Below are 1,187 nucleotides of genomic sequence, written 5' to 3'. Positions count from 1 at the left end.
GTTGCGGGATGTAAGGGGCGGGGGCGTGCTGCAGCGGGGCGGGCTGCGGTGCCTGTTGGTAGCCGTACCCGGAAGCCTGTGGCGAAGGGGCGGCCGGCAGGGCGGGTAGGGGTGCCGCGAGCGCGGGCAGGTTGCTGCCCGTGTCGTAGAACGGCGATTGGACCCGGATCGGGGCGATCTGCGGCGTGCCACGCTCGGCGACGAGCGAGTCGTAGATCGGAGTGTCCGGGAAGGACGGCGCGGGGTAGTAACCGCTGCCGTAGGTGGCGCGGGGGGAGGTCATGGAACATAAGTTAAGCCCACGATGTGCTGGTTGGGGAGACCGATAAGAAGGTTCTTTGCGTGTCGGCCGTGACAGACGTTCCCCAATCCGAGCTAACTCGGCAAAAATCGGTCGCCGATCCGCGTAATGATCGTGTATGCGGCACGGTTACCCGGGGTTGACCAGTGGCGCTGATGCCCCCGCAGGGCGTGTCTTCCCGAGGCGGGTAATAGGTTGGCCAGGTGCCAAACGGCAGCACTTCTGACAGGACGACACGCCATGGGGGCAGTCATGCCAATGCCTAAAGGATCAAATGTTCCCGTTCCGGCCCCTGCGGTACGGGTCGAGATCGGCTGGCGGTCGGCTCCCGGAGCACCCGACGCCGACGCCTCGGCCCTGCTGCTCGCCGACGGCAAGGTTCGCTCGGACGAGGACTTCGTGTTCTACAACCAGCCGGCCCACGCCTCGGGCGCGGTGCGGCACGAGGGCAAGCAGTCCGCGAACGGGCAGGTGACCGACGCGCTCTCGGTCGACCTCGCGCGCGTGGAGCCGGGTATCGAGCGGGTGGTGCTCGCCGCATCGGCGGATGGCGGGAACTTCGGGCAGGTCCCTGGTCTGTACATCCGGGTGCTCGACCAGGCGGGCGGCGCCGAGATCGCCCGCTACGACAGCGAGGACGCGACGGTCGAGACGGCCTTCGTGCTCGGTGAGCTCTACCGACGCCAGGGTGCCTGGAAGTTCCGCGCTGTGGGGCAGGGCTACAGCACCGGACTGGCGGGTCTGGCCACGGACTTCGGGATCAGCGTGGACGACGAGCCGCAGCAGGCCGCCGCTCCGGCACCCGCGGCACCGGTCGCCGCGCCGCCTGCCGCACCGCCGCCGACCGCCCCGCCCGTCGCCGCGCAGCCGCCGATGACCCCGCCGC

General features: G+C 69.7%; 2 protein-coding genes. One reads left to right on the top strand and one right to left on the bottom strand.

The genetic code is table 11. The features are described 5' to 3' along the window. Window positions 1-283, bottom strand: a 283-nt coding sequence (locus U9R90_RS36290; RefSeq protein WP_411061765.1) for a DUF6643 family protein, incomplete at its 3' end; no start/stop codon positions are given. 270 nt (window positions 284-553) lie between these two features. On the opposite strand from U9R90_RS36290, the gene U9R90_RS36285 reads away from it, so the two are divergent. Further along, the coding region (locus U9R90_RS36285) for a TerD family protein (RefSeq protein WP_411061763.1) at window positions 554-1,187 on the top strand (634 nt) is incomplete at its 3' end.

This window comes from Streptomyces sp. E11-3 (genome assembly GCF_046540415.1).
Lineage (GTDB): Bacteria > Actinomycetota > Actinomycetes > Streptomycetales > Streptomycetaceae > Streptomyces.
This window is presented reverse-complemented; position numbering and strand designations above follow the sequence as displayed.